The sequence below is a fragment of the Saliphagus sp. LR7 genome (assembly GCF_003344565.1).
In the GTDB taxonomy this organism is placed as follows: Archaea; Halobacteriota; Halobacteria; order Halobacteriales; family Natrialbaceae; genus Saliphagus; species Saliphagus infecundisoli.
This window is the reverse complement of the sequence record NZ_QPND01000005.1, coordinates 181,579-203,855: the sequence shown is the minus strand read 5'-3', so window position 1 is coordinate 203,855 and position 22,277 is coordinate 181,579. Positions and strand designations below refer to the sequence as shown.

Below are 22,277 nucleotides of genomic sequence, written 5' to 3'. Positions count from 1 at the left end.
AATCCCACGACTTCAGTCGTGTGGAGGCTGTCACTGACGTCTCCTCGGGGCGTCCGCTGGTTTCCTACAGGTTTCGTCTGGGTCTGGGACGGGCGGTCACGATCGGATTTGGTGTGAGTCAAACATGCGCCACGGAGTACGAACCCCAGACCAACTATTATGCAAGTCGATCACCCAGCGTCGGCAACCATGGCCGATCTCCGTATCGAGAACCTCACGAAGACGTTCCCGGCAGCAGACGAAGGTGGCCAGATCGTCGCGGTCGATGACGTCTCCTTGCACGTCGAGGACGGCGAGTTCCTCGTCATGCTCGGCCCCTCGGGCTGTGGGAAGTCGACGACGCTCCGGTGTGTCGCCGGTCTCGAGACCCCCTCCGGCGGGCGAATCCGGCTCGGCGACGAGAACATCACCGACCAGGATCCGAAGGTCCGCGACATGGCGATGGTGTTCCAGGACTTCGCGCTCTACCCCCACATGACTGCCCGGGAGAACATGAGCTTCGGGCTGAAGATGAAAACCGACCAGTCCGACGACGAGATCAGCCAGCGGGTCCAGGAGACCGCAGCCATGATGGATATCGGGGAGCTCCTCGATAAGAAACCGAAGGCGCTCTCGGGCGGGCAGAAACAGCGCGTCGCGCTCGGCCGAGCGATCGTCCGCGATCCGGACGTCTTCCTGATGGACGAGCCGCTGTCGAACCTCGACGCGAAGCTGCGGACCCAGATGCGAACGGAGATCCAGCGTCTCCACCGCAAACTGGGCGTGACGACGGTGTACGTCACCCACGACCAGACCGAGGCGATGACGATGTCCGACCGGATCGCCGTCCTCAACGATGGCCGCCTCCAGCAGGTCGGGCCGCCAAACGAAATTTATCACCACCCGGTCAACCAGTTCGTCGCGGGCTTCATCGGCTCGCCGTCGATGAACTTCCTCTCGGTCGAGGCCATCGACCGTAACGATACTGTTCACCTCGTCGCCGACGGCGAGTCGACGTTCGACTATCGGCTCGACGAGACGACGGTCGAGCGCTCCGGCATCACCTCGGGTGACCGGCTCACGCTCGGCGTCCGGCCCGAGGACATCCGTGTCCCACACGATGAGACCCATCGCCAGGCGGAGTCCGACCAGACCCAGGAGGCCGTTCTTGACGTCGTGGAACCGATGGGGAGCGACAACTACCTGTATTTGGAGGTCGGCGACGCCTCGTGGACGGCCCGCGTGAGCGACGGCGTCTCCCCGGAGGCAGGCCGACCGATCGAGTACACGTTCGATCTGGAGGCGCTCCATCTCTTTGGGGCCGACGGAACCGCGCTCAAGACGACCGGCACCGACGACAGGGCGTACACCGTTACCGACCGGAGTTCGGTCTCGGCCGACGCGCCACCGACCGAGGACGGCGTCGACACCGTCGCGGACGGAGGGATCGATGTCGAGTGACGACGCGGCGGCCGCCATGGGCTCTGTACCCCCCGAACAGCGCCCGATCGGCGCCACTAAAGAGCCCGACTCGCTTCCCGACTGGGCGATCGGCCCCTTTGTCGTCGACACCGAGCCCGTCCTCGAACCGACGGACCGAGGCTGGGAGGCCGGCCGCCTGTTCAACCTCTCGGTCATCGAGGCCGCGGACGTCCTGTGTGCGTACTACCGGGCGACGCCGGACGACCGCATCGACCAGGACTCCCGCATCGGGCTCGCGTGGAGCGAGGACGGCCGGTCGTTCCGGCGACATGCCGAGAACCCGGTGCTCGAACCGACCGAATCCTACGAACAACGGGGCTGTGAGGACCCCAAGCTCTACGCGTACGAGGGGACCTACTACATGTTCTACAACCCGGTTTGGGAGTCCGAAGGGATCTGGGGTGATCCTGGTGACATCCGCTGTAACATCTGTTTGGCGACGTCGAAGGACCTGATCCACTGGGAGAAACACGGCCAGCTCGTCCCGGCGTCGCTGACCGGCGGCTGGGCCAAAGGCGCCGTCATCCCGAAGGACCCTGAGGGCCGTCCGGTCCGAATCGACGGCGAGTTCCTGATGTACGTCGGTGAACTTGCCACCGACCACCAACTGCTCGGTCGGTCCGACGACCTGCGCCACTGGGAGTTCGAGACAACCACCTTCCTCGACCCGATGCCGGATCGGGGAATCGAGGCCATTCACGAGCCCGCCTCACTGCTCGCGGGTATCCCGGGCCGGGAGGACGAGCTGCTCATGACGTTCAACTACGAGCCCACGGACGACCTTCGCGAGCGTCTCCACACGACGAATCCCGACGGCGACGAATACCCGCCGTCCGGGCAGCTGCTGTATTCGATGGCCGATCCGACCGAGCCTGTTGATTTTGCACCGGAGCCGGCCGGGAGCTGGGGTGGGATCATCGAGTATGAGGGCGAGTGGCTGTTCCCCGAACAGGAGACCACCCGATTCGCCCGGGCGCCGATGACCCGTTAGGGTCGGCCTGGTTTCGGGCGGTCCCCGTGTCTCTCCGGTGCGTCAGCTCTAGCGCTACCTTAGTGTGTCATAGAACTCGTCATAAAGATTATTTCGTATTATTTCCAGGGGATATGGTGATACATATAGGTGCACGAGTAACACGGCGGCTAGTTTCGATTGAAAATTACATTATTTTTCAAGGCATACAGTTATGCCAATGCGCAAGGTAGGCGTTGACATGTATCATGTATTAGTACCAATTGACACGAACGAAGACCGCGCACTGTCACAGGCTCGAGCGGCTGCAGCGTTACATCGTGAGGGAAGCGACATTCAAGCTACCTTGCTTCACGTCTTTGATGATCGTGACAGGGCGGAAACGACGTCGGTAACCCAACTCGAAGTCGGAAATCGAGTTGCCGAATATCTTTCCGATCAAGGGGTTTCTGTCCACACTGAAAGCAGATACGGCGATCCAGCCTCAGAAATCGTCGAAGCGGCAGACGAACTCAACGCGGACAATATCATTCTGGGTGGCCGTAAACGCTCGAAGCTTGGCTCGCTCATTTTTGGCAGCGTCAGCCAAACCGTGACACTCGAGGCTAACCATCCCGTAACCATAACGGGAGATACAGTTAAAGCAGACCCAACCTATATTTGTGAGACGTGTGGCAAGAAATATTATACGGAAAGTGAAATCACTACGTGTAATTCTTGTGGGGGAGTCAAAATCAAGAAGGTCGGATAAGAAGATCGACTAATTCCGGTCGATTAGCTGTAATTGAGGCCGTTAAGCCCCCTTCCTCAGCGAGCGAAGCGAGCAGAGAGGGGATACAGCGCCCGCACGTCTTGTTTTCGTGCGAATCGGCATTCTTACTACCCCGGCGGACGAGGTGGGTAGTAAGATACTCACCACGCTTCCGGCGTTGTTCAAACGCGACAACAAGCGTGCATCGTCGGCTGTGGTCGAGTGTCGATTCGGTAGGAGAGGGACACTCCGAACCACCCGTGAAGGGAAGTCGCCTGCGGAGTCTGGGACCGCTGTGGGATCTGTTCCTGCAAGTCCCGACACAGAAACAGGAAGCTCCGTCCTCAACAAGCGAGGGTCGGGTAGGCCCGAGCGCGGTAGGGCGGAGTAGTTCACGGATTCGGATCCGTCGTACGGATATCGTTCGCGGCGCCATCGATGATCGCGGTGTGCTCGTTGATGAACGTCTGATACCACGCGACGTATGTGAGAATCATCCAGAGCGTGCGCCCTACCGACTCGTCACCGCGCCGGTGAGCGGTCCGCAGCGCCGTGGCCCTGTCAGCGTCGACATAGGGCACGTTCTCGAGTGTCTCTCTGGCGAACCACGTTTCGATCGCCTCGTGTTCCTCCCGGAACCAGTCCGTGACGGGCGGTCGCATCCCCATCTTCTTCCGCTCTATGATCTCCTCGGGGAGCAGGTCGGCGACGGCGCGTTTCAGCACCCGTTTGACACCCCCCTCCGTGATCTTGTACTCGATCGGAAGAGAGTGGGCAAATTTAGCGATATCGGCTGACAAGAACGGGACTCGGAGCTCGAGCGACTGCGCCATGCTCGTGCGATCCGCTTTGAACAGGTGGAAGTTAGGGAGCGTGTACTTGGCTTCGAAAGCAGACATGTGCTGTTCGGGAGCCGGATCGTCAATCTTTCTAGTTACTTCATTCACATGTGTGCGAAGCCCGGCCGACTCGGCGGTTTCAGCCGTATTGAGGAACTCGCCGGGTTCCGGGCGAAACGGCATGAACCCGCACGTGTGGTGCAGCGTCACCTCGGTGTTGTCTCTCAGCCAGGAGTAGTACCGAAAGTACTTATCGCCGACCGGCGAAACCGGGGCGATAGAGCCCGCGATGTCGTGAGTAAACTGCGGGAGGAAGTCAGTTTTTCGTTTATACTCCGACACCTTTCGATATCGAGGATAGCCCGCAAACAGCTCATCCGCACCTTCGCCCGCGAGGGCGACTTTCACGTCTTCGCTAGCGCGTTCAGAGAGGAGAAAGAGGGGGAGCATCTGTAAGTTGCCTGTCGGCTCGCCGAGGTATCGGATCATTTCATCGAACAGTTCCATCGACGAGAGGTCGACGTTGACCTCGTGGTGGTTCGTTCCAAAGTGGTCGGCAACAAGACGAGCCTCCTCGCTCTCATCGAACCGCGCGTCGTCGAAGGAGACGGCGTAGGTATCGAGCGGATCGTCCCTGCGCTGTGAGGCTATGCCCACGATGGCCGACGAGTCGAGGCCACCGGAAAGAAACGCCCCGACTGGAACGTCCGCCATGAGGCGGTTCTCGACTGACCGCTCCAGCATATTCCGCAGTCGATCCGCCGCCGCTGCGAAACTCATCGTTGAGCCGCCGGTTTCGACATCCAGAACGTTCCAGTATTCCCGCTCCCGAACACCCTCGGGTCCGATTTCTACTGTATGACCTGGTTTCACTTTCCGGACATCCCGCAACAGCGTTTGCGAACCGGGCGTGTACTCAAGCGAGAAGTGGTTGAAAACGGCCGCGGGGTCGACCGTTCGATCGACCCCCCCGATCAGTAATGCGGGGAGCTCGCTTCCCCATACATAGCCGCCGTCCGTCTGGCCGTAGTACAACGGTTTGATTCCGAGACGGTCGCGCGCTAGAAAGATCGTATCCCCCTTTTCGTCCCAAATCGAGAAGGCGAACATCCCCTCGAGGTGATCTACCATCTTCTCTCTGTACTCTTCCCAAAGATGGACCAGGACCTCGGTGTCGGACTCGCTCTCGAATCGATGCCCCTTCTGTTCGAGCGACTCCCGAAGGGGCGCGTGATTATAGATTTCCCCGTTGAAAACGACGTTGACCGTTCCATCTTCGTTGCCTTTCGGTTGCGATCCGCCGGAGAGGTCAACGATCGAGAGGCGGCGTGCCCCCATCATTACTCCAGCGTCTCGATCGAGATATCTCCCCTCCTCGTCCGGCCCGCGATGTTCGATCCAGTCGACCATAGAAGACAGCGTACTCTCATCCACCCATCCGTATGCACCGACAATACCGCACATAGAAGGGGCAACACGGAAGCTACCCATTGTTATCTTCCGGATACTGTATTCATTGATGCAAACATTCATGTACTAAACAATACCGGGCACGTCGTAGAAGGCGCCATCATCCGCCTTTGGTCGCCGGTCACAACGTGTGTGCCTTCGCGTTCGCATCTGCAGTGAGCATCGGATGCATTTCAATTCCAGCCGGTTCCTGACCGAATCTCGTGCTCGATACAGGGCGGTAATTTAGCTACTGAGAGAGGGTAACTCCATGGCATACTTCACGCTCCAGGTATTTCAGCGGGATTCTCATGGAGTCACCCTCGCTACCTACCAATTATCTGTTTAGCTGCGATTCATACTCTCCAAACGATAGAAAATTCTCTTCGCCACTGGAGCTCCTCAGGGTCCAGAACGACCGAGAGAGGATGAGTCACGGAACCATAGTCTCCGAAAAAGACGATTTTACTACACCCAAATATCGTTGATGGTACTGCAATATATCGAGACTTTCTCCGAGATAATCGATACAATACTACTAGACACTTACCTTTTCATACGGAGACGCCAGTTGTCACTCGATGTCAGGAGACAATACGCGATCACCGAGCAGTGATGCCTCACACAGTCGGCGGACGCTACTCGGCTCCCTCACGGGACTTGGCACAGGCGCGCTGTTTGCGGGCACCCAAGGTGCGAACGCACAGAGCGGTCGACGTCCGTTTGCTCCGAAAGATCACGACCACAGCGGGGAGCGAGGAGGAACGAACCGTCTCGGAGACGCCAAGCCAGTCGAATCGATCATCGTCGATCGGCTTTCGGCAGCGCAGCAAAACCGAGTCGTGTACGTCTCGGAGCTCCCGAGTGTCTCCGGAGCCGGCACGCCGGACGATCCGTATACGTCGCCGTCCGGAACGGCGGGAATGCGCGAGGCGTTCGACCGATTGAACGACCTCGGCGGCGGCGTGATCTATTATCCGAGCGGCTTCTACGGCGACGGAACCACGTCGTGGGAGATCGATCTCGCGGAGTACGAGAGCCTTCGCAACAACTGGGCGATCTACGGTGATGGGCTCGAATCGTCGCGCATTCGTGCCGGCAGTGACGATGGGGCCGGGATCCAGATCCGGGATTCAGATGGCACCGACATGTTCTACGTCGAGATCATCGGTGTCCGATTCGAGGGCGATAATGATGGGTACACGTTCGTCTGGGGATCCGAGGATCTGCGTGACCCGTACAATAGCTGTTTCACCCGGTTTGCGACTGCCAACGAAAACCCGGACGGAGACGGCGCCTGCCAGATCAACTTCGCGCTCAACACCTACCATTACGGCGTCCACAACTCGGCGGGTGGCACCGGGCTTGACCTCCGGCGCGTTCAGTTTTCGGGTCTCGAGGGGAGCTTTAGCTCCGGCGAAAACGAGGGTGACGTCGCGCTCAACATCGAAGAGTACTCGTTCGGCAACTTGTTTTCGTATCTCAATATCGAAGCTACCTACGACGGCATCCACATCGAGGAGGCCCGGGCCATCGGGAACGTCTTCCAGAACGCCTACTTCGCGAACGTTTTCGGGACCGCCTTCACCCAGCAGATCGACAACGAGGACGAGCGGTTTCCAGACGTCTCGGATCAGGGGACGTACTTTCACAATCCGTTCGTGGCTGGCGCCGTCGAACGAATCGCCGAGATCGACGACAGCGCAGTGTACGTCGATGGTTCGACGCGACGGTGGCCATCGACGACCGTCCAGACCTACCAAGGCGATCGCTACGGCGGCGGGTTGAACGACCTCACCCACGTCGATTTCGAGCCCCACAGTGAGCCCCCAGAAGGAAAGCTCGGGCGGATCGTCCTCGCTGACGGGGAGAGCTGGGATCCGACTGGTGATGGCGACCCCGCGCTCGTCGTCTCGACGGGCGACGAGTGGACCGTGCTCCAGGCACTCGCCTGAACGCGATTCTACTAGTGAACGACGACGCACACGGCTCGACACGCGCGGTTACGGGATGATTCTAGCCGCCATCCGCGCCCGTACTTGATTCCAGCCGATTCGGTAAGGGACGAAAGAGTGAAATCAATCCATGAGTGATGCCCTCATGGGGGAAGGGATGTACCAGACATGTCCGTTCTGTGACCGTGTGTTCGAGATAGGGGAATCCGACTACCGGCCGATGAAACATCATATCCGAGCGTTTCATATCGATTCGGACTCGGATGAGGATGTCGTTGATCGGTCGTCACCGACGCCACCAGCCGCACCGCTCTAGGTTAGTGCCGCTTCAATAGTGAATCGATAGATTCAGAGCCTACAGCGCCTCTAGTTCGTATCTAGCAGCTCAAGGCTGAAGCCGCACTAGTGCCTTCCCAACCGCGGACATGCTAGTTTATCTCTCCTGAGCACGTATCTGCTGGAATGAGCAGAAAGCAGCACGTTGTTGAGCTGTCTGAGGAGGAGCGCCAAGAACTGGAGACGTTCACCTCGAAAGGCACCCACCGGGCTGAAGATATCACCCGTGCAAAGATCCTTCTGAAGGCTGATGACGGGCTCACTGATTCCCAAATCAGTGAGCACGTCGGCTGTCACACCAAAACCGTCTACAATGCACGTAGAGCCTATTCCGAGCGAGGGATTGCGGCGATTCATCGCCGCAAACCCGACCGAGACTACACGCCAAAACTCGATGGCCGCGGTGAAGCCCACCTCGTCGCTCTCGCGTGTTCAGAGCCGCCAGAAGGACGGTCCCGCTGGACCTACGCACTCCTCGCTGAGCGCCTTGTCACCCTTGAGGAGATCGAGTTCGACTCGATCTCCGAAGAAACCGTGAGACAGCGGCTAAAAAAACGATCTGAAGCCCCATCGCTCTGAGTACTGGCTCATTCCTCCCAAAGAGAACCCGGAGTTCGTCTACCGCATGGAAACGCTCCTGTCACTGTATCAAGAACCGTACGACCATACCCGCCCGGTCATTTGTTTCGACGAGTCCAGCAAGGAACTGCGCAAGCACGTCCGCGACCCGCTCCCGGCGACACCGGGAGCGGTCGCTCGAACAGATCACCACTACGAACGCAACGGCAAACGCATGCTTCACGTCGCGACTGAACCCTTGACTGGCTGGTGTCGCCTCCAGGTAACCGAACGGCGACGAACACGTGAGTGGATCGACTGCATGCAAGCGATTGCAGACGACTACCCGGATGCAGACCGCATCCGGGTAGTTTTGGACAACCTCAGCACACACAATCCAGCTGCCTTCTATCGGTTCTTCCCACCCGAGAAAGCACGCGAATATCTTGATCGGTTCGAGTTCTACTACACGCCCACGCACGGGAGTTGGCTGAATATGGCCGAGCTCGTCTGGAGTACGCTCCAGACGCAGTGTCTCAACCGCCGTATTCCGGACGCAGCGACCCTCCGAACGGAGGTCGCTGCGTGGGAACGAGCACGCAACGAGCAGGATGTTACTGTTGACTGGCAGTTCACAAATGAGGATGCGCGGATACAACTTCACCGGCTGTATCCGTCAATCGAAGCAGCGGAGAACTAGCAACTCCACGGTTGGGAAGGCACTAGTACTAGGGTCGTGGCCGCCCACCGCGTTCCGGTGGTCACTGGCCCGCTCATCGTAGACGGAGATCGGTGTCGACTGTGCCTGTGCGGCTCGTTTATTTCGCCTCATCGAATCGTCTTTGATTGCTCCCACGGCAGGACTTATGCGACTCACACGTCATTCGTGTCACAAGGGGGCATCCAGACGATGAGTGATACCACGGTGGAGGGCTACTGTAATCGGTGTCAGGCGGAGCGTTCGATCCATAAAACCGTTAGCTGGCAAGACGACGTCTGTGCGACCTGTGGGAGTTCGGACGTCGAACTCGAGGCGTAGATTCACGTGGCCGGTCTCTCATCATCCTGACCGTGCCGGGGGTGCGTTCGGAATGAGCGAGCTATCCAGGACGTGGTCCTGTTTTCCGTGACGGTCGCTTCACGGAGTGCTTTGTTGTCTTATTGGTAGGGTACACAGACTCGTTCGAGGCCCTCCGCGAGGTCGATTTGGGGTTTCCAGCCGGCGTCATCGAGGATTTTGGTGATATCGGCACAGGTGTCGTGGACGTAGACGTCCTGGGGGATCGGATTCTCGACGTACTCGGGATCGACGTCCGTGTCGAGGTGGTCATTCAGGCGCTCGACGAGCTCGTTGAAGCTGTAGGGGTCGCCCGTGCCGAGATTATAGACGCCGGTGAGTCGGTTGTCGGCGGCAGCCTCGAGCCCGCGGACGATGTCGTCGACGTGGGTGAAGTCCCGGGTCTGGGTGCCGTCGCCATATAATTCGGGCGAGCGCCCGTGAGCGATGTCGTCGGCGAACTGGGCGATGACGTTTGCATATTCGCCCTTGTGGCCTTCGGCGCCGTCGTAGCCCTGATAGACTGAAAAGAAGCGCATTCCTGCGGTGGCGATGTCGTAGTGGTTGTGGAAGTACTCGGCGTAGCGCTCGCGACCGAGTTTCGAGGCTTCGTAGCCCGTGTTCACGGCGACGGGCATCTCCTCGGGGGAGGGCTCCGTTCGGCTGCCGTAGATCGAGGAGGTCGAGGCATACACGACGGTGTCACAGCCGTCCTGTCTCGCCTGGTCGACGGTGTTGACGAACCCTTCGACGTTGACGCGGGCGCCTCTGGTTGGGTCCTCCTCGTGCATCGCATACGAGGAGAGTGCAGCGAGGTGAAAGACCACGTCGACGTCCGTGGGAAGGTCGTCGTCGAGGACGCCCACCGGGCGGTAGTCGACGTCGCTCGTGAGATTGTCGGGGGTGCCGAGGTATTCGTCGTCGATCGCGATCACGTCGTTGTCGCTTGCGAGGTGGATCGCGAGGTTCGAGCCGATGAAGCCCGCCCCGCCCGTGACGAGAACGCGGTGGTCCTGCATACGCAGAGAGTATTCAGCGACCGTGATAATTCCCGTCGGTTTCGGGTTCTGTGTGTCTCGAGTGTGGTCGCTCGGTCTCCATCGGGTCACCTGGGAACACTCGAGGACGGTGAACGTCGATTACGGATGGCACACACCGAGAACCGAACGGAACGAACGTCTCTAGGTTCGCCGGGCCTTACAGGGATCGGGCGCCAGGAACGCCACACTCCTCACAGACGACGGCGTCGTCGCCTTTGTAGTCGTCGCGTGTGAGCGTCCCCGAGTCACAGTGCGTACAGTCGTCGCCCTCGAGGACAGCGAGCACTGGATCACGCTCGACTGACTCTTCACCGAGTTGCTCCATACTGATTGCTAACTACTCAGTCGAAGAGATAAACGTTGGGGTGACGAACCGCCGATATTGAGGCGAACACCGTTCTCTATACGCGATTGTACCGTTCTGGAGCGATATACTGGCCTATCCATTCGCTGTCGGGGATCCTCGTTCGAACCCATGGACCAACGGGCGCATCTCGTGACGAGGGGAGGTAGCCACTAGTTGTGTTCTCTAGTGCAGTGGTGTTTTGATCCAATGGCTTTGATCCAGCACCACACGGTCGCGGTCGTGGGTATGCGCCCCCGGGGCCGTGTGAAAGATCGGGGTGATCCCCCACCACTTTTGCTCCGGTCTTTCGATGGGTGCTCGAATTAGTAGGGATCGACTGACGATCCGTCGATGGTCAGCTCCGGGCCGATCAACGCCGAGTCGACGTCCATCTCGTGGACTTCGCCTCCCGTATCGACGATCGAGTCCGTGAGCGTACTCCCCGAGACGGTGGCGTCGGGGAAGACGACGCTCTCGCGGACGGTCGCGTCCTCGACGTGAGCGCCGTCCATGACGTAGGCGTTCGCCCCGATCGTGGCCTCGTCGATCGTTGCCCCGGGATGGATTAGCACTCGCCCTCGAGGCGCCAGGCGACCGCCTCGAGGTAGCTCTCGGGCGTCCCGATGTCGAACCAGGCACCGTCGAACGTGAAGGCGTCGACGCGGTCGCGCTCGACGAGCCACTGGACGAACCAGCCCGGCTCGTCGGGGTTGTTCTCGCCCGCGAGATAGGTCTCGAGGGAGTTGAGGTCGCTCGCCTGGAACCCATAGCAGGCGACCGAAACGAGCGTACTCGGCGGCTCGTCGGGCTTTTCCTCGAAGTCGCGGATCTCATGATCGTTGCCGACGTCGAGGACGCCATACGAGGTGGCGTGCTCGGTGCTACCGACGTCGTAGGCCGCAAGCACCGGACGATTTCGTTCCTCGAAGTAGTCGATGAAGTCGCTCATCCCGAAGCTGATGAGGTTGTCGCCCGCGACGATGATCGTATCGTCCGCAAGCCCCTCACGCTCGACGAGCTGGGCTAAGGCGCCGATGACGCCGAACTTCTCGTCCTCGTCACTCGTATCCTCGATCGAGAGTTCGGGTTTGTCGTAGGTCTCTTCCTGGAGGTGGCTCTCGAACGCGTCGGCGAAGCGCTCGTTCGTCGAGATGTAGACCGTCTCGATCCGGTCGTCGGCCTCGAGGTCCGTGAGGACGTCGTCGATGACGGTGGTGTCGCCGACTGGAAGGAACATCTTGGGCCGGTCTACGGTGATCGGCCAGAGTCGCGTGGCATAGCCCCCTGCGAGGACGATGGCGTCCTTACTGTCCCGTTCAGGTCAGGCATCAAAACAGTTCATATATGACGATATTTGGAACGATCGCTAGTGGGTCCTGTGACGTGTGATTAATCGAGGGAGGGTCGTCGCGTGTGGGCTGTGTGATCGCTCTAGTGATCGACGAGGACTAGGGTTCGGGGTCGCGCGCTTCCAGCGCCTCTCCGGTGAGTATCTCGACGAGTACGAGGACTGGGGTCGAGGATCAGTGTGCATACTCTTTATATTATATAAGCTTACTTCCAGATATAGCCAGTGGTTCTATTAGCGTGCACGAGATGACCTGACGCGAGGACGTTGGTGGTGCGTGCCGTTCAGTCGGTCGAGGGGATCATGTGGGGGAGCTATGAGTAATCGAGGACACACGACAGCGGACCAAAGACGGACGTCGAGTACCGAGAGCCCACGAGCGATCGTTCACAAACAGATCCTGGATGTCGCTGCGTCGCAGCCGGAGGCGGCGATGGAGGCCATCGCCGACGAAGTGGGCGGGGCGACCACCGCACTCGTCGAGCAGGTGCTCAAGGAGTACGGCGATCCGGCCGGGACGGCCACCGAGGAGACTGGCGGTGGGTCGCCCGATCAGGATGACGGCGAGTCTGCGGAGGGTGAGGGCATTGAGGTGAGTGGCGAGGATGCTGGACAGGCCGTGGTGGCAAGCGATGGCGGGCCCGCTACGGGGGCCGACGGTGAGCCCACGAGGACGACGGACGAGCCTGCGAGCCCGGATCCCGAGGCGTTCACCGAGTTGGTGTTCGGGGCGCCTGCTGGGGCTAGTGAGGGGGCGGTGGCGGCCGAACCCGACGGTGGTACGGCGACCGGGATCGAGGGGGCCGGGACCAGCGGTGGGGACACAGTGGAGGCGGTCGGAGACGAACCGGGTGGGAATCCCAGTGAATCCGGTGACGAGGCCACGGTTCAGGAAGCACCCGCTCTCGCCGATCAGCTCGACGTACTCTCCGCACGCGTCGACCGGCTCGACCAACAGCTCGAGGACCGGTCGGTGAGCGGTGGCGTGGCTCTCGACCCCGATTTGGTTCACAAGGTCGCCCACGCCTGTCTGCAGTCGGAGGCGATCTCCGAGGACGAGGAGTTGCGAATTTTGGAGGGGTTGCTCGTGTCGGACGAGTAGTCGGGCAGACGCCTCCGTTCAGGACCCCGTACGGCCGTCCTCGCAAAGGCCGGTGGCTCCCGCTTCACGGCACTTTTCGACGACCGATCCGTTCCCGTCAACGAGCCATACCCAGAGAGGACGTCACGCTCGTTCTCGGGACTCGGGACCCACCACACGCGGAAGTCGTTAGTGACCGCCTTCGACGTGACCTCGCCTCGGTCGACGAGATCGTGGAGGTACTCGAGGGTGCTCGCGGATGAGCACCCGAAGAAAGCGGCGATCTTCCGGGCCGTGAGGGGGTCGCTGTCGTCGCGAGCCGCGACCATCACGAGGACCCCTTCTCGGGGGTCACGTTTGGCGACGGTCTGGGGTTCGTCATGCAGGTCGTTCAAGCGGCAGCGTCGGGACTCTTTGGACGCAAGCGAGGTTAGTGATCGGCTCCGGAGTGATTCTCCATGTCAATCGTCTCATCGAGTTCGGGAGGCAGTCGCTGGAGACAGGTTTCGAGGAAGCTCAACGGAGCTTCGACATCGAGATTCCCTGGCTCGTGGACGGTCTGATTTCCGGAGTCTCGCTGAAAATGGGTGGTTCCGAGATCGTCGTGGTCGTCATCCTTGTGCCATCCAAGACTGACCACCGAGTCCGCCCACTGGACACGCTGGACGTCCGTCGCCGTTCGTGGTCGCCACGCCACCTCGAGGGTCGCTTCCGAGCGCGGGAATTCGGTGCCGAGAAACACCTCGATATCGACGTCGGCCACGACGGACCGAGGCCGAAGCCGCGATGGACGATACCCGACAGTCCGGGTTCCTTCTCGAGTCGTTCTTTGAGACGCCGAAGCCCCTCGCGCCGGGTGAATCCTCGACCCGGACCGCCCACAAGGAAGACCACCATTGGGCTACCCTTCCTGGGGGAGCGTGTCTGAATCGGACGTGTCGAGACGTGGATCCACATCCAATCTCGTAAGCGACTGGTGGAGACTGATCGCGAGTTGGAGGGCCTCGCGCATCTGGACGTTGTACTCCCACTCCTCGATGCATTCGTGGCGGTCACGGCGTTCGTCCTCCGAGAGCGTATCGTCGCCGATGGTCCGACGGAGCTCCTCGAGTGAGGCGACATCATAGGTCGCTTTCCAGGAGTCGATTTCGTCCCCGATCGCCCGGAGCTCGTCGGTCAACTCCGCGACGGAGTGTTCTTCTGTGAGTCCTCTCACGTCACGGAGGAACTGGGTGACGCCGTCGGGTTTGTAGCAGGTCCCGTCGGCCGTCTCGACGACGGTGAGCTCTCCCTGGTCGGCCATCCGGCTGAGATATTTGGCGGCCGTGTCCCGTGAGACGTTGGCTTCTTCGGCGATCCAGCCCGCATTCCGTGGGTTGGTTCGGGTGAGTGCCACATGCTGGACACGGTCGGCCGCATCCATTCCATCCGGCCAGACGGGTGGGTGATCGGCCATGAGGATGGGTTTGAGCGCTGAATACTAATAATTTGGTGTGGAATAGAGATATTTCGTTCTGGGTTTGTTGTGGAGCGATCGGATCGACAGTACCCCAGACGGTGGTCTCCGACACGCCACTAGGGGAATCTAGGCCGTAAGCCCGTTCGACCGTCGTCTAGGGCTAGACATTTACTAGGATGGCAGTCCGGCTGACGACGAGCGTGGGGTGGTCGGCTGGGCGCAGTCGAGACAGTGTGATTATGGGCGTGGCGGGAAACCGGGTGGATGATGGATTTCTTCACCCATCTCTTCTTGCCGATCGCCGTCGTCTACGTCCTTCGCTCGGAGTTGTTCGAACACCCGCTCGCGTTCGCGCTGGCCGGGTTTGCGATCCTGCCGGATGCCGACAAGATCGTGGCCGTGCCGGGCGGGCTCCATTCTGTGGTGACGCTTCTTCCGATCGCGCTGATCGTGGTGCTCGTCGAGCGGGGAGTGGCGGGGCGGCTTCGGTACGCGCCCGTCGCGATTGCGCTGTTGTACAGTCACCTGTTGATTGACGTCATCGACGGCAATTTCATGGTTCTGTTCGCGCCGCTTCTCGAGACCGGGATCCAGCTGGGGTATCCGGGCGATGTGGTGTTGGGCGGGAAGTGGCCGGTCGTGATCCAGGGGGAATTGCTCTCCGTTTCGATTCGGGAGCCACAACCGGTCCCCGGTGGGCGCGGTGGCCCGGGGACGTATGCCTTTCTCAAGAAGTACGGCGTGCTCTCGATGCTCGTCTTCGTGTTGGTCGTTTCACCGCGGTTCACTGGAGATGGGTAGGGTGCATCCGAGTGTGACCGTCCAGCGGTCGGTTCGAAACTCGACAGGGTCGGGTGATGATGGGGAGTTGGTGGTGACGCTTCTCGAGGCGAGGATTTGTGACCGGAGCGTCGCCAGCATTCGTATCTGATCGGTCGGTATCGGTGGGTATTGGGAGGACGCGGTGACTACTGGTCGATTGCGTCCTGGTAGACCCGTTCGGCGCGCTCGGCGATCGCATCCCAATCGTACTGACTCGCGACGGCAGTCGGTTCTACCGACAACTGGGTTGTTCCAAGTGCGCGCTCGAGCGTGGCCGCCAGTGTGTCGCTCGTGGGTTCGACGACGAACCCGCCGTCACTGATGACTTCACCGGCGGCGCTTTCGGGGTGATCCACGCCGATGACGGTACAATCGGCGGCCATTGCCTCGGCGTAGGTGATCCCGAACCCTTCTCGGGTCGAGGGAGAGGCGAAGACGTCTGCAGCCTGCATGTGGGCAAGGACGTCGTCGTACTCCTCGAGAAAGCCCTCGAACGTTATCTGGTCGGCGTGCTCGAGGTCGTTCGCTTGGGCTTCAAGTCGCTCGCGTTTGGGGCCATCGCCGACGATGCCAAGGGTACGGTCGGGGTGGGCTGCGGCGACGTGATCGAACGCCTCGAGCAGGAGGTCGACGTTCTTGTCCTCGATGAGTCGTCCGGCAAAGAGAACGTCGTAGCCGTTCTCGGCTGGTGGCGTGGTTCGGATCCGTTCGACGTCGATCCCGTTGGGGACAACCTCGATCTCGTCTCTCGCGGGGCCGATTTTCGTGAGGCGATCAGCGGTGACCCTAGAGACGGCGATCGGATACTGGGGTGTCTTGGCCGTGAGCCGTTCGACGGTTTTACCGAACGGAGCGAGCCGTCCGAGGTATCCCTCCCAGTAGTCCAACCAGACCTCGTGCCACGTAGTGACGACCGGAGTGTCGGTCTGGAGGGCGGTGAGTTTCGAGGCGAGAACCGGGAAGTAGGGAAAGACCGAGGCGACGACGACGTCGTGGTCGTCGATGGTTCGGCGGAGATGGGGGAGGAGTCGGGCCGAGAAGTCGATCGCCTCCGTGATGGAGCGCCGATCGTCGGTGTAGAGTTCTTGGGCGGGGGCGACGCCGTAGAGGGTTAGGCCCTCGTGGGTGGTGAGTTGGGGGCCGTCCCAGTAGTGGCGGCCGTAGATCGTGACGTCGTGGCCTTTGCGTGCGAGGCGGGTGCCGATTTCGTGGATTCGTTTTTCGGCGCCGCCGGTGACGAAGGGGTAGACGACGTTGCTCACGAACGCAACATCCATCGGCTCGGGAGTACGTTCACGAGGGTAATACTGTTTCGAAGACGACGAGTTCGAACGAGGCGCGGTGTCTGCGGAGTTCGGATTCGGGTTCCCGGCCTCTAAGCGCCGGAGTAGCGGCGCCAGCGGAGTCGGATCGTCTGGGGCGGTCGGATCCGTTCTCGACGCCGTCTCGCTGAACCGAGTCCGATCTCGGATCGAAACTACTATCTCAATTGATATTTAAGTATTAACGACGCTTTTTCGAAGTAGTGGCAGTCGATCACATCGGGTTAGAGCGAGTGTCTGCTTGGATGCGGTGTGAAGCCTGGCGGCGCCCCGCCGCGGGGGGCGCCGCCTCTGGGAGTGGTCGTTTATGGAGTTCTGTGAGATGGTGCTGCGCGCTGTGTGGACAGCGCTTGGCGTTCGCAGGTCTGTTCCAGCGAATCAACCACTTGACGACCGGTTCTTCCGATAAGGTGTCCTCGCGAGAGGCACCCCTCGTGAGTGGAAACGCTGTCGCGTCGGCGGCGATCCGTGCCGACAGCGACTGCCCAGAGCGACTCATCGGCTTCACCACTCCCCCCACACTCTTTGAGCACGGATCAGGTCGGTTCAGCACGTACCGGATGAAGTCGTGCGGTCACTGATGTGATCGACTGGGTGTGGATCGCCGTTAGCGACGGATAACTGATGGCCATACTTTGGAATCGCTTTCGGCCCACGGAGCGTGGACAGAGACGCCGTCGAAGATAGGGTTCTCGGCGCATTCTGACGGACATTCGCTGTGACCCACTTTCTCCTTAATGCACACTATCTAACAGCTACGGATAGAATTAGTAGCAGGATAACAATACTCAAGTCAATTCTACTGCTCTGACAACTAGGAACATGATGCGAGGGAAAACTATCCTTGTAACTGGGGCTGCTGGCTTTGTCGGTAGCTATCTCGCTGATACGCTTGTAGATCATAATCAGGTTATTGCCTTCGACCATTTCAATACGAATTCCCGGGATCAGATCCCAGCGGAAGCGACGATCGTAGATGGGGATATTCGTAATCAGGAGAGGGTTCGCCGCGCTGCGGAGGACGTTGATCTTATTTTCCATCAGGCTGCTATTCGAGGTGTGTCGGTGTCGATTGATAACCCGATGGAAGCACATTCAGTCAACGTCGATGGAACGCTCACCCTTCTCAGGGTAGCTCGTGATATCGATGCCCGCATCGTGGTCGCCTCGAGCGCTGCGATCTACGGTAACCAGTCAACGCTACCGATTCCCGAAACAGCACCGACACGACCAAGCTCACCGTATGGAGTACAGAAACTCACTATCGACCACTATGCCCGGATATGGAACGACCTCTATGGACTCGAAACCGTCGTCCTCCGGTATTTCAACATCTACGGCCGACGTCTATTGGGGTCGGAATTCTGTGGTGTCGTCGGGACATTTATCGACCAAGCCGCTGACGGCCGAATCACGATCGAAGGGGATGGCACGCAGACTCGCGACTTCGTGCATGTTTCCGACGTCGTACAGGCGAACCTCCGTGCTGGAATTACGGATTACGTTGGCAATGCGTACAACATCGGAAGTGGGCGACGAACAACGATCAATGAACTGGCACGGACCGTTCAAGAGCATGTGAACCCGGATGCAGAGATAGTATATACCGACGAACGTACTGCCGATACCCAGGACAGTCAGGCAGATATCACACGTGCCCAAGACCGACTTGGCTACGAGCCGACAAATCAGTTAGATCAGTGTCTTGAGAGACAAGATCCGCCTGTAGGCGCGTGAGTGTGAGTTCGGTTCAGTCGTTCTCGACGCGCGATTCACTGATTTTCTCCCAGATTTCGACACAACCCGCTCCATCTGGAATCTCACTAAGGTGATCGGGTTCTTCGTCAATCTTCTCGTCAGCACTCTCGTTTGCTTCCACAGATAAGTTACTCATGTTTACTTAGGCATCTTCGCACCCCTCCTTAAGTATTACCCTCAAGCTGAAACTACATATTTAATACTTAATCTATCTATGAGTTTATACGACTCTGCGATCGTCAGCGAATACGTACTGTTACTTTTCTATACAATATTTGTCTCTATTCCATTATCGTTCCAGCTTATGAATAGCAATCTTTTTGCCTGTGGTTTGTGAGTTTTTGGTAGATAGATATGACAATTCTCATCACTGGCGGAGATGGGTATATTGGATGGCCAACGTCGTTGCGAATCGCATCACAAGCGGATGATCGCGTCATTTCTGTAGATAACTTCGCCCGACGGGAATGGGTCGAATCGACCGGGTCGACGAGTGCACTTCCCGTCTCGTCGATTGATGAACGTCTCACCGCTGCCCGAGAAGTGCACGGACTCCGGAACCTCTCCTTTGTCGAGGGAGATCTCACCGAGAGGTCGTTCGTGGACGAACTCCTCTCGGTGCACGAACCCGATACGGTGGTTCATGCAGCAGCCCAACCCTCGGCTCCCTATTCCCAGATCAACGGTGAACGGGCGAACTACACCCAACACAACAACATGCAGGCGACCCGGAATCTGTTGTGGGGGCTCGACGAACACGGCCTCACGGATACGCATTTCATCGAGACCACGACGACTGGCGTCTATGGGGCCCCCGAGTTCCCGATTCCGGAGGGAGGCGCCACCATGGAAAACCAGGGCGATCAGGACGAGGTTCCATTTCCGGCAATGGCTGGCTCGTGGTATCACCTGACGAAGAGCCACGATGCCGCGAACATGCGATTGGCGCACAAGCAGTTCGGCATTCCGATCTCTGACGTGCGGACAGCCATCACTTACGGGACCGAAACCGAAGAGACGGTCTCCGACCCCCGACTGTCGACCCGATTTGACTTCGATTACTACTTCGGGGTCGTCGCCCACCGTTTCTGTGCCCAAGCGATCGCCGGCTACCCGATGACTGTCTACGGACGTGGCGAACAGCGCAAGCCGTTCGTTGCGCTCGAAGATGCCGTTGAGGGACTGGCTCAGCTGGCGGTCTCCGATGTGGATGATCGCCCGGCGGATCATACCGTCTACAACCAGGTCACCCGGGCGATCAGCATCGTCGAGATTGCCGAAACGATCGCCGACGTCGCAAACGAGTTCGATCTCGGTGTCGAGGTCGAACACTTCGAGAACCCACGTGAGGAAGATGAGACTCACAAGATGGAGATCGAATACGACCGATACGACGATCTTATCGATGGGCAGTCAATGACATTTGAGGAGGGAATGCGGTCGGTACTCGCCACGCTCGTCGAGTACGAGGATACCATCACATCTCACGAAGACCGGTTCCTCCCTGGTGTGCTCACGGAGGACTGATAGATGCGGGTTCTCGTTACCGGAGGCTGTGGATATATCGGAAGTGTGCTCGTTCCGGATTTGCTTGCTGAACCGGACGTCTCCGAGGTCGTTGTCCTCGATTCTCTCGTCTCGGGGACGCCGCGTTCGCTAATGGGTGCTGTTGGGGACGGTCTCGAGTTCATTCGGGGGGACATCCGCAACTATGGGGATGTAGAGAGTGCGATGCGCGGTGTCGATCGCGTCGTTCATCTCGCTGCTATTACTGGCGCGAGCAGTACACACGACCGGCGTGAGGAGACGTTCGGGGTCAACTACGAGGGAACGGAGAACGTCGTTACTGCCGCTGGGAAGTTTGATGTCGAAACCGTTGTCTTCGCCTCATCGTGTAACAACTACGGGCGTGCTGCGAGCAGGAATATCGATGAAGCGACGGAACCGGACCCGTTGAATCCGTACGCCGAATCAAAGGTCGAGGCCGAGCAGCTGGTCCAGGAGGGGGCTGCGGAGTACGGGTTCGACGCGACGTCGTTGCGCATGAGCACGAACTACGGGTATTCTCCTGGTATCCGGTTCAATCTCGTCGTCAACCACTTCGTGTTTCGGGGATTGACGGATCGTCCGTTGACTGTGTATGGAGACGGGAACAATTGGCGGCCATTCATCCACGTCGAAGACGCAGCGGGTGCGTACAAACACGCCGTGTTTCATCCGGATCAGTGGGAGCATGACGTGTACAACGTGGGACATTCCGATCACAACTACCAGATCGCAGATATCGCTCGTATCGTCGCTGATGAACTCGACGATTCACTCGAAATTACGTACCTCGAAGACGAACAGCCTGGACCCTCCTATCACGTCAATTTCGATCGACTGTCGGAGACGGGATTCGAGCCACAGTGGACGATACAAGAGGGCGTTCGCGATCTGATTGATCGGTTCAATGGAGCGCAACCGAGTTCACAGCCAATTAGCCGTTCATTGACGATCGATGTGTGACCATGAGTGATTCACCAACAATTGGGGTAACGGGCGCTGCAGGATATATCGGGAGCCGTGTTGTTCAGCAACTACAGCAAACTCATCCGGAGTGGGAGATCATTGCACTCGATAATCAGTATCGTGGACAGGTGGAGTTGATTGAGGAGGTAGATATCCACCACGTCGATATTCGTAACCGTCAGCGACTCGAGTCAGCTCTTGAGGGCTCCGATGTCGTACTACATCTGGCGGCAGTAAGCGGTGTCGAGGACTGTGAAGAAAACGAGAATCTCGCGTACGAAGTGAATGTACAAGGGACGAACAACGTTGCCTGGTTCTGCCGTCAAACTGGTGCGGGACTAGTCTTTCCGTTTAGTATGGCCTCAATCGGCGATCCGCAGTCGTTCCCGATTACAGTCGATCATCCTCGTGACCCGATGAATTGGTATGGACGGACGAAGGTACTCGGAGAACGCGCTGTGGAGTCATTGGCTGACGGAGCCTTTCCTGTCCATATGTACATGAAATCGAATCTTTATGGTGAGCACGAGATTGAGGGGACCTCTGTCTCGAAGCCGACGGTAATCAACTTCTTCGTGAATCGAGCGCTTTCGGAGGAGCCATTGACAGTCTACGAGCCAGGGACACAATCTCGGAATTTTATCCATGTGAAAGATGTCGCGCGCGTGTATATCCGGAGTACTGAACGATTACTCGAACAACTCGCGACCGGTGAGACGGGCATCGAACGGTACGAGGTTGCTAGTGATGAGGACCTGTCGGTGGTGGCGATTGCTGAATTGGTTCGGGAAACAGCAATCGAGAAGCGTAGTCTCGATATACCAATCGAACTCATTGAGAATCCACGCGAAAATGAGACTCTCGTTGAAGAGTTTGAGGTGAATACTGAAAAGGCCCATGAGCAATTAGGGTGGCATCGTACTCACACTGTCAAGAACTCGATTCAGCGATTATTGTCCGTATAATTGCCACTGGACGTTATCTTCGAGTGCACTTGACTGTATTAGTATTTAACATGGCACAATCGCCGAATCTTGAATCGAGGGTTCCTAATGTCGGTAGTTCCCATCGAGTCATCGGATAGTCACAACTGACGAGGTTAGATTTTCAGAGAACGTCTAGTTGGGGTGATTATGAGATTTCTCTACCAACCAGACACTGTTCTTACGGCCTCTGACCTTGAAACCTTAGCGCTTGGGCTACTGGACGAGATA

At 58.8% G+C, this 22,277-nt stretch carries 19 protein-coding genes and 2 pseudogenes; 14 read left to right on the top strand and 7 right to left on the bottom strand.

Annotated elements, in window-relative coordinates:
• Window positions 1-189: 189 nt before the first annotated feature.
• The 3 genes from DVH23_RS09700 (at window position 190) to DVH23_RS09690 (ending at window position 3,182) form a co-directional block, all read left to right on the top strand.
• On the top strand, window positions 190-1,440 hold the full coding sequence (locus DVH23_RS09700) for an ABC transporter ATP-binding protein (RefSeq protein WP_114577227.1): 1,251 nt from the start codon (window positions 190-192) through the stop codon (window positions 1,438-1,440).
• Window positions 1,430-2,452 carry a hypothetical protein gene (locus tag DVH23_RS09695; protein WP_114577226.1) on the top strand — a complete coding sequence of 341 codons (1,023 nt, stop codon included), beginning with the start codon at window positions 1,430-1,432 and terminating at the stop codon, window positions 2,450-2,452. Before DVH23_RS09700 ends, DVH23_RS09695 begins: the two co-directional genes overlap by 11 nt.
• A 199-nt stretch (window positions 2,453-2,651) precedes the next feature.
• Entirely contained in the window at window positions 2,652-3,182 is a 531-nt protein-coding gene (locus DVH23_RS09690; protein WP_198667901.1) for a universal stress protein, read from the top strand.
• A gap of 392 nt (window positions 3,183-3,574) precedes the next feature.
• Here the strand turns inward: DVH23_RS09690 and asnB are convergent, their stop codons facing one another.
• On the bottom strand, window positions 3,575-5,485 hold the full coding sequence (asnB, locus tag DVH23_RS09685; protein WP_114577261.1) for an asparagine synthase (glutamine-hydrolyzing): 1,911 nt from the start codon (window positions 5,483-5,485) through the stop codon (window positions 3,575-3,577).
• Window positions 5,486-6,312: 827 nt separating this feature from the next.
• On the opposite strand from asnB, the gene DVH23_RS09680 reads away from it, so the two are divergent.
• The 4 genes from DVH23_RS09680 to DVH23_RS25005 all read left to right on the top strand — a co-directional run bounded on the left by DVH23_RS09680 (window position 6,313) and on the right by DVH23_RS25005 (window position 9,358).
• A complete protein-coding gene (locus tag DVH23_RS09680) occupies window positions 6,313-7,425 on the top strand; it encodes a hypothetical protein (RefSeq protein WP_114577225.1) in 1,113 nt (370 codons plus the stop codon).
• A gap of 462 nt (window positions 7,426-7,887) precedes the next feature.
• Window positions 7,888-8,340, top strand: coding sequence for a helix-turn-helix domain-containing protein (locus DVH23_RS24230; RefSeq protein WP_198667900.1), 453 nt, complete (start codon window positions 7,888-7,890; stop codon window positions 8,338-8,340).
• Entirely contained in the window at window positions 8,321-9,019 is a 699-nt protein-coding gene (locus DVH23_RS24225; protein WP_198667902.1) for an IS630 family transposase, read from the top strand. Before DVH23_RS24230 ends, DVH23_RS24225 begins: the two co-directional genes overlap by 20 nt.
• 210 nt (window positions 9,020-9,229) lie before the next feature.
• On the top strand, window positions 9,230-9,358 hold the full coding sequence (locus DVH23_RS25005) for a hypothetical protein (protein ID WP_255565237.1): 129 nt from the start codon (window positions 9,230-9,232) through the stop codon (window positions 9,356-9,358).
• A gap of 119 nt (window positions 9,359-9,477) precedes the next feature.
• Here the strand turns inward: DVH23_RS25005 and DVH23_RS09670 are convergent, their stop codons facing one another.
• From DVH23_RS09670 to DVH23_RS09665, 3 genes and pseudogenes are all read right to left on the bottom strand, one after another.
• A complete protein-coding gene (locus DVH23_RS09670) occupies window positions 9,478-10,395 on the bottom strand; it encodes an NAD-dependent epimerase/dehydratase family protein (RefSeq protein WP_114577224.1) in 918 nt (305 codons plus the stop codon).
• Between the two features lie 178 nt (window positions 10,396-10,573).
• Window positions 10,574-10,741 carry an HVO_A0556 family zinc finger protein gene (locus tag DVH23_RS24220; RefSeq protein WP_198667899.1) on the bottom strand — a complete coding sequence of 56 codons (168 nt, stop codon included), beginning with the start codon at window positions 10,739-10,741 and terminating at the stop codon, window positions 10,574-10,576.
• Window positions 10,742-11,085: 344 nt separating this feature from the next.
• A pseudogene (locus DVH23_RS09665) lies at window positions 11,086-12,059 on the bottom strand (sugar phosphate nucleotidyltransferase).
• 367 nt (window positions 12,060-12,426) lie between these two features.
• Between DVH23_RS09665 and DVH23_RS09660 the strand changes: the two are divergent.
• Complete coding sequence (locus tag DVH23_RS09660; RefSeq protein WP_114577223.1) at window positions 12,427-13,212, top strand: hypothetical protein; 786 nt, start codon at window positions 12,427-12,429, stop codon at window positions 13,210-13,212.
• 409 nt (window positions 13,213-13,621) lie between these two features.
• On the opposite strand, the gene DVH23_RS09650 is transcribed toward DVH23_RS09660, so the two are convergent.
• Window positions 13,622-13,954: a hypothetical protein gene (locus DVH23_RS09650; protein WP_232833731.1), complete on the bottom strand. Its 333-nt coding sequence runs from the start codon at window positions 13,952-13,954 to the stop codon at window positions 13,622-13,624.
• A 138-nt stretch (window positions 13,955-14,092) separates the two neighbouring features.
• Window positions 14,093-14,647 carry a hypothetical protein gene (locus DVH23_RS09645; protein WP_198667898.1) on the bottom strand — a complete coding sequence of 185 codons (555 nt, stop codon included), beginning with the start codon at window positions 14,645-14,647 and terminating at the stop codon, window positions 14,093-14,095.
• Window positions 14,648-14,914: 267 nt separating this feature from the next.
• Here DVH23_RS09645 and DVH23_RS09640 point away from each other — a divergent pair, with 267 nt between their 5' ends.
• On the top strand, window positions 14,915-15,451 hold the full coding sequence (locus DVH23_RS09640; RefSeq protein ID WP_114577221.1) for a metal-dependent hydrolase: 537 nt from the start codon (window positions 14,915-14,917) through the stop codon (window positions 15,449-15,451).
• Between the two features lie 167 nt (window positions 15,452-15,618).
• Here DVH23_RS09640 and DVH23_RS09635 read toward each other — a convergent pair whose 3' ends face one another.
• The gene (locus tag DVH23_RS09635) at window positions 15,619-16,749 is read right to left on the bottom strand and encodes a glycosyltransferase family 4 protein (protein ID WP_114577220.1); all 1,131 of its coding nucleotides are present in this window, start codon (window positions 16,747-16,749) and stop codon (window positions 15,619-15,621) included.
• Window positions 16,750-17,053: 304 nt separating this feature from the next.
• On the opposite strand from DVH23_RS09635, the pseudogene DVH23_RS09630 reads away from it, so the two are divergent.
• From DVH23_RS09630 to DVH23_RS09610, 5 genes and pseudogenes are all read left to right on the top strand, one after another.
• A pseudogene (locus DVH23_RS09630) lies at window positions 17,054-17,203 on the top strand (ISH3 family transposase); the annotation flags it as partial.
• A 413-nt stretch (window positions 17,204-17,616) separates the two neighbouring features.
• Window positions 17,617-18,531, top strand: coding sequence for an NAD-dependent epimerase/dehydratase family protein (locus tag DVH23_RS09625; RefSeq protein WP_114577219.1), 915 nt, complete (start codon window positions 17,617-17,619; stop codon window positions 18,529-18,531).
• 375 nt (window positions 18,532-18,906) lie between these two features.
• Window positions 18,907-20,079, top strand: a complete 1,173-nt coding sequence (locus DVH23_RS09620; protein ID WP_114577218.1) for an NAD-dependent epimerase/dehydratase family protein — start codon at window positions 18,907-18,909, stop codon at window positions 20,077-20,079.
• 3 nt (window positions 20,080-20,082) lie between these two features.
• Window positions 20,083-21,060 (top strand): NAD(P)-dependent oxidoreductase, encoded by a 978-nt coding sequence (locus tag DVH23_RS09615; RefSeq protein ID WP_114577217.1) that lies wholly within the window; start codon window positions 20,083-20,085, stop codon window positions 21,058-21,060.
• 2 nt (window positions 21,061-21,062) lie between these two features.
• A complete protein-coding gene (locus tag DVH23_RS09610) occupies window positions 21,063-22,028 on the top strand; it encodes an NAD(P)-dependent oxidoreductase (RefSeq protein ID WP_114577216.1) in 966 nt (321 codons plus the stop codon).
• The last annotated feature ends 249 nt before the right edge of the window (window positions 22,029-22,277 follow it).